Origin of the sequence: Nocardia sp. NPDC059154, from assembly GCF_042755705.1 — a bacterium.
Taxonomy (GTDB): domain Bacteria; phylum Actinomycetota; class Actinomycetes; order Mycobacteriales; family Mycobacteriaceae; genus Nocardia.
The window spans coordinates 22,192-28,414 of record NZ_JBHZCS010000101.1; the positions used below are offsets into that span (position 1 = coordinate 22,192).

Consider the following 6,223-nt stretch of genomic DNA (forward strand, 5'->3'; position numbering starts at 1 on the left):
CGGTTGGCTTCCCGGCGCAGTCCGTCTCCGCCGCCCGCCCCGCGGTGGCCGCGCGCCCCGGCCGTCCGGCCGGGAGTGCGTGGTGAGCGCGCCGGCGCTGGTGCTCGTCGCGCACGGCACCCGGAGCGCCCGGGGTGTGGAGATGATCGCCGAACTGGCGGGAGCTGTTGCGCGGGAGCTGGGTGCGTCGGCGCTCGCACACGGTGTCCGCGGCGGGATCGCCGAGACAGGTGCCGGTGCCGATTTCGGGGCCGCATCGGCATCGTTGCGTGAGATCGCGATCGCCGGTACGCCGCGGGTGCGCACCGCGTTCGTGGATGTGCTGGGGCCCTCCCCGGCCGAGGTGTTGCGGGATCTGGATCCGGTTCCCGCCGTGGTGGTTCCGGCCTTCCTGGCCTCGGGCTACCACGTGTATCAGGACGTGCCGCGAGAGGTGGCCGCGAGTGCTCATGACGCGGTCGCGGTCACCCAGGCGATGGGTCCGGATCCGGCGCTGGCCGAGGTGATGCACCTGCGGCTGCGGGCTGCGGGCTGGCGGCCCGGGGACGCGGTGGTGTTCGCCGCCGCGGGTTCCTCGGACGCGCGGGCGCGCCGGGATGTGCAGCGCGCGGCGCGCCTGCTCTCGGAGCGTGTCGGCACGACCGCCCACCTGGCCTATATCGCGACCGGTGAGCCCAAGGTGCCGGAAGTGGTTGCGGCGGTGCGGGCTTCGGGCGCGCGCCGGGTCTTCGTGGCCTCCTATCTGCTCGCCCACGGGCTGTTCCACCAGCGCCTGCACGAGGCGGGTGCGGACGGTGTCGCCGAGCCGATCGGTGTGCACCCGGCCGTGGTGCGCTTGCTGACCGATCGCTACTTCGCGGCAATAGATTCGCTGACGGCCGTCCGGGTCGCCTGATCGGCAGGGTCCGGGCCCGGTCGGATTAGGGGCTCGCCCCGATCCGTTAGGGGCCCGGCCCGATCCGAATCGCCCAATTCCCCTATCACTTGGTGATTTTCGATTCGCATGGCAACCTTTACCGCAATTCGGTAAAGACCCTGGAGGATCCCCACGTGAAGAAGTTTGTCGTCGCCGCTGTGATCGCGGGCGGTATCGCCGGCCCGGCCGCCACCGCCGCCGCCGATTTCCCCACGATCTACGACCCGTGGACGGCGTGCATCCAGTCGGGCCAGACCTACGACCAGTGCCAGGCGCTGGTCAACAACACCCAGCCGACGGATCAGGGCGCGGGTTTCGGCTGGACCGGTTCCGCCGCCGGCCACTGAATTCCAAAACAATTTAATTTCAGATTCCGGGCCGACGCCGAATAGCGTCGGCCCGAGTCGTGTCCGCGTGATCCGCTCCACAGTAGCTACTCCTCAACAGTGGTTAAGGCGCTCCGCTTATGTGCCGTCTTGCAGCCTGATCTGTCTCGCTCACCGGTATTCGCCGGTTCCCTTCGGTTCGGCGGCGATCAGGATGGCGGGATGTCGCCCGAACATCCCGCCCGCCGCGCCGGACTCGCCTCGCAGGCGGCGGTGCGCGCCAAGCGCAAGGCCGAGTGGCTCGCCCTCTTCGCGGCGGACGCGCGTGTCGAGGATCCGGTCGGCATCTCCCCGTATGACCCGGTGGGCGAGGGGCACGCGGGCCACGAGGCCATTGCGGCGTTCTGGGACAAAGCGATCGAGCCCAGCCGAATCGAATTCGAGTGGGCCGATTCGTTCGCGTGCGGCGATGAAGCGGCCTTCACCGGGACCATTCGCAGCGCACGCCCCGAGGTGGTCGTCGAGGTTGATCTCGTCGCCGTCTACCGGGCGGACGCGGACGGGAAAATCGTTGCGCTGCGCGCGTTCTGGGAGCTGGACCGCGCCCGCGTCACACCGATTTCGGAGTAGCCCTCCGGGGGGATCAGCCCTTCGGGGTCTGCAGGGCCGGGAACCAGATGTCGGTGAGCACACTCGCGGCTTCCTCGGCGGAGACGTCGATGGTGCCCTGCATGGCCCAGCGGGTGAAGAAACGTTCCAGTTGGGCGACAAGGAGTTCCACGCGCAGGCGGGCTTCGTCCTGGCGGTCGGCGGGCCAGCGGGACAGGTAGGAGCTCATGACATTGGGGAGGGCCATGATGCCCTCTCGGGCCACTTCCCGGAATTCGGGTTCCAGCGTCGTGGCCTCGTCCCAGGCGGGCAGTAGGTCCTTGTATTCCTGGAACCAGTCGATGGCGCGCCGCATCCAGGCGGCGAATTCCTCCCGCGAGCCGGTGTCGAGCACGTGGTCGAGGTCCTCGTAGAAGTGCTGGACGCTGGGCAGCGTGCCCTGTTCGGCGATCGCGCGCAGCACATCCGGTTTGCCGGTGAAGTGCAGGTAGAAGGTGGCGCGGCTGCAGCCGACGGCGGCGGCGATGTCGTCGACGCGGACCGGCGCGTACCCCTGCGTGGTGAACAGCTGTTTGGCCGCGTCGATGAGCCGGCTGCGGGTCAGCCGTTTCTGTTCGTCGCGCAGCGATGTGCGCCGGGGTGTGTCGCTCTGGCCAGGTGTCTCGGGGTGGTCTACGTCGGATCGGGTCACGACTGAATGATAGACGCAAGTTCACTCACTAGACACTCTGTCTAGCGAGTGTTAGCGTGTGTGGCACATCACGTCCGGCAGGGCTCTGTGACCCGTCGCCGAACCAGGAGAGTGAATTGGCTGCGCTATCTGCACACAATCGTGAATTGCCCAGGGTCTGCGTCATCGGCGCGGGCCCGTCGGGCATCACCGCCGCGAAGCGGCTCGCCGAGTACGGCATCCCGTTCGACTGCTACGAAGCCTCCGATGAGGTGGGCGGCAACTGGTACTACAAGAACCCGAACGGCATGTCGGCCTGCTACCAGAGCCTGCACATCGACACCTCGAAGTTCCGGCTGCAGTTCGAGGACTTCCCGGCGCCCGAGGAATGGCCGGACTTCCCGCACCACAGCCAGTTGCACCAGTACTTCAAGGATTACGTCGACCATTTCGACATCCGCGATCGAATCGTCTTCGGCAACAAGGTGATTTCGGCCGAGCGCGGCAGCGACGGCCTGTGGACGGTGACCACCGATCAGGGCCGCGTCGAGACCTACGACGCGCTGATCGTGGCCAATGGCCACCACTGGGATCCGCGTACGCCCGACTACCCGGGTGAATTCGACGGCACGCTGATCCACTCGCACGCCTACAACGACCCGTTCGACCCGATCGATATGCGCGGCAAGCGCGTCGTGGTGGTGGGCATGGGCAATTCGGGCCTGGACATCGCCTCGGAGCTGTCGCAGAAGTTCATCGCCTCGAAGCTGTGGGTCTCGGCCCGCCGCGGCGTGTGGGTGCTGCCCAAGTACGTCAACGGCAAGGTCGGTGACACCCAGGTGGTGCCGGCGTGGATGCCGCCGAAGGTGGCGCTCAAGCTCAAGCAGCGTTTCGTGGTCAAGAACCGCGGCCGCATGGAGGATTACGGCCTGCCCAAGCCGGATCACCTGCCGTTCGAGGCGCATCCGTCGGCGAGCGAGGAGTTCCTGCACCGGGTCGGCTGCGGCGATATCGATTTCAAGCCCGCGATCACCAAGCTGGACGGTAAGACCGTGCATTTCGCGGACGGCTCGTCCGAAGAGGTGGATGCGGTGGTGTGCGCCACCGGCTATCACATCAGCTTCCCGTTCTTCACTGATCCGGCGCTGCGGCCCGACGACAACAACAAGCTGCCGCTGTACCGCCAGATGATGAAGCCCGAGATCGACAATCTCTTCTATCTCGGCCTGGCCCAGCCGATGCCGACCCTGGTGAACTTCGCCGAGCAGCAGTCCAAGCTGGTCGCGGCGTACCTGTCGGGCAACTACCGGTTCCCGTCGCAGGCGGATATGACGGCGGCGGTGGCGAAGGCGGAGGCCCAACGCGCCGAGCGGTATTACAACTCGCCGCGGCACACCATTCAGATCGACTTCGACGTCTATGTCCGCGAGCTGAAGAAGGAACTGGTGGAGGGCGCGCGCCGGGCCGCCGCCGCGGGCAACACGCTGCCGGTGCGCAGTCGCGCGCTGGTGCGGGCGTAGAGGGGAGCGGTCAGGATGAGCAATGTGGCTGGATTCTGTGCCGACGAATTCGAGGCTGTTCGTGCGGCTTTCACCGAGCAGGTGGAGTCGGGCGCGGAGTTGGGCGCCTCGGTGTGCGTGACCGTGGACGGCGAAACGGTGGTGGATCTCTGGGGCGGCTGGGCCGATCCGGAGCAGACCAGGCCGTGGACCGCGGACACCCTGGTGAACACCTTCTCCATCACCAAGACCATGGTCGCGCTGAGCGTGCTGCTGCTGGTCGACCGCGGTGAGCTGGACGTGCACCAGAAGGTGGCCCACTACTGGCCGGAGTTTGCGGCGAACGGCAAGGCCGATATCGAAGTGCGGCACCTGCTTTCGCACACCTCGGGCGTCTCCGGCTGGGAGGCCCCGATCGTATTGTCGGACATCTACGACATCGACGCGGCCTCGGATCGGCTTGCGGCGCAGGCACCCTGGTGGGAGCCGGGCACTGTCTCGGGCTATCACGCCATGAACTACGGCCACCTGCTGGGCGCGGTGATCAAACGCGTCACCGGCCGCCCGCTGGGCAGCTTCTTCGCGGAGGAGCTGGCGCGGCCGCTGGGCGCGGACTTCCACATCGGCACGCCCGCAGCCGATTTCGACCGCATCGCCACCCTGGTGCCGCCGGATCTCCCCGAGTTCGATCAGTCGCTGCTGCCGCAGGACAGCGTTATGTTCAAGACGCTGTTCCAGCCCCTGCTCGACTTCGCCGAGTGCGCGACCCCGGGCTGGCGGCAGGCGGAGCTGGGCGGCATGGGCGGCCACGGCAATGCCCGCTCCATCGCCCGGCTGCAATCGGTGATCAGCAATGGCGGCGAGCTGGCCGGCCGGAAGTTCCTGTCGGACAAGACCATCGACCTGATCTTCGAGCAGCAGTCCGATGGGGTGGACCTGGCCATCCTGCTGCCGCTGCGCTTCGGCATCGGCTACGGCCTGCCGCACGCGCAGACCGCCCCGCAGGTGCCGGACGGCCGCGTCTGCTGGTGGAACGGACTGGGTGGCGCGCACGTCGTCAACGACCTGGACCACCGCGTCACATTCGCCTACGCCATGAACCGCATGGCCCCCGGCCTGATCGGCTCCGAGCGGGCCGACGCCTATATGAAGGCGACCTTCGACACAGTGAGGGGACGTGCGTGACGGGCCTCACTCGGGCAAGCTGCGAAGGTTCGCGCAATCGGATTCGAGGACTTGATTCATGACCAACGCTGTTGATCTGCAGGCTCTGGCCGCGCAGGTGGCCGGGAAGCTGACCGGGCCGGGTGGGCCGTTCGAGATGACGGTCGAGCCGGTGCTGGGTGTGGCGCTGCCGGTGTTCAGGAACCGGCACCGATCGCTGCTCGAGCTGCTGGAAGCCTCCAGGGAGCTGGGTGATCGCGAGTATCTGGTGTCGGCGCGGACCCGCTACACCTTCGCCGAGCATTACGCGGCCGCGGGTGCGCTGGCCGCCGCGCTGGCCGAGCGTTACGGGGTCGGCAAGGGCGATCGTGTCGGCATCCTGGCCGCCAATGCCCCCGAGTGGGTGCTGGCGTTCTGGGCCGCGCAAAGGTTGGGTGCGGTCCCGGTCGGTTACAACGCGTGGTGGGTGCCGCGTGAGATCGCCTACGGTCTCGAGCACTCCGCCCCGAAGGTGGTGATCGCCGACGCCAAACGGGCCGCGCTGGCCACCGAGACCGGCACCGATGTTCCGGTGCTGTCCATGGAGTCCGATCTGCCCGCGCTGATAGCGGAGTTCGCCGGCGGCAATCCGAGTGTGGCGGTGGGCGAGGATGATCCGGCGATCATCCTTTACACCTCCGGGACGACGGGCCGGCCGAAGGGTGTGGTGCACACCCAGCAGAACATGGTCGCGGTCGCGGACTATCACCGGTTCATGGACGCCCTCGCGGCCGGTTTCCGCGGGCAGGTGTGGGATGGTTCCCCGGCGGGTCGCCGTTATCTTGCGACGATGCCGTTGTTCCACATCGCGAGCCTGCACAATCTGTCGGTCCCGCGGCTGGCGACCGGTGATGCGGTGGTGTTCCCGACCTCGGGTGAGTTCGATGCCGAGTCGCTGTTGAAGCTGGTCGAGTCCGAGAAGGTCACCAACTGGGCGGCGGTGCCGACGTTGGCCAGTCGTATTCTGGGCGTGGATATCTCGCAGTTCGATCTGTCGTCG

The 6,223-nt window shown here is 67.4% G+C and carries 7 protein-coding genes; 6 read left to right on the plus strand and 1 reads right to left on the minus strand.

Translation table 11 applies throughout. The annotated features are described in order from the left end of the window. The first annotated feature begins 82 nt into the window (after window positions 1–82). From ACFXN1_RS46915 to ACFXN1_RS46925, 3 genes are all read left to right on the plus strand, one after another. Entirely contained in the window at window positions 83–895 is an 813-nt protein-coding gene (locus tag ACFXN1_RS46915) for a CbiX/SirB N-terminal domain-containing protein (RefSeq protein ID WP_354834034.1), read from the plus strand. A 155-nt stretch (window positions 896–1,050) separates the two neighbouring features. Next, window positions 1,051–1,263, plus strand: a complete 213-nt coding sequence (locus ACFXN1_RS46920; RefSeq protein ID WP_379379491.1) for a hypothetical protein — start codon at window positions 1,051–1,053, stop codon at window positions 1,261–1,263. Window positions 1,264–1,464: 201 nt separating this feature from the next. Beyond that, window positions 1,465–1,872: a nuclear transport factor 2 family protein gene (locus ACFXN1_RS46925; RefSeq protein ID WP_379446609.1), complete on the plus strand. Its 408-nt coding sequence runs from the start codon at window positions 1,465–1,467 to the stop codon at window positions 1,870–1,872. Between the two features lie 13 nt (window positions 1,873–1,885). Here the strand turns inward: ACFXN1_RS46925 and ACFXN1_RS46930 are convergent, their stop codons facing one another. Next, window positions 1,886–2,542: a TetR/AcrR family transcriptional regulator gene (locus ACFXN1_RS46930; RefSeq protein WP_379379487.1), complete on the minus strand. Its 657-nt coding sequence runs from the start codon at window positions 2,540–2,542 to the stop codon at window positions 1,886–1,888. A 146-nt stretch (window positions 2,543–2,688) separates the two neighbouring features. Between ACFXN1_RS46930 and ACFXN1_RS46935 the strand changes: the two genes are divergently transcribed. The 3 genes from ACFXN1_RS46935 to ACFXN1_RS46945 all read left to right on the plus strand — a co-directional run. Beyond that, complete coding sequence (locus tag ACFXN1_RS46935; protein ID WP_379446610.1) at window positions 2,689–4,041, plus strand: flavin-containing monooxygenase; 1,353 nt, start codon at window positions 2,689–2,691, stop codon at window positions 4,039–4,041. A gap of 15 nt (window positions 4,042–4,056) precedes the next feature. Beyond that, the gene (locus ACFXN1_RS46940; protein WP_379394327.1) at window positions 4,057–5,205 is read left to right on the plus strand and encodes a serine hydrolase domain-containing protein; all 1,149 of its coding nucleotides are present in this window, start codon (window positions 4,057–4,059) and stop codon (window positions 5,203–5,205) included. A 58-nt stretch (window positions 5,206–5,263) separates the two neighbouring features. Then, a partial coding sequence (locus ACFXN1_RS46945; RefSeq protein WP_379463995.1) for a class I adenylate-forming enzyme family protein occupies window positions 5,264–6,223 on the plus strand: 960 nt, incomplete at its 3' end.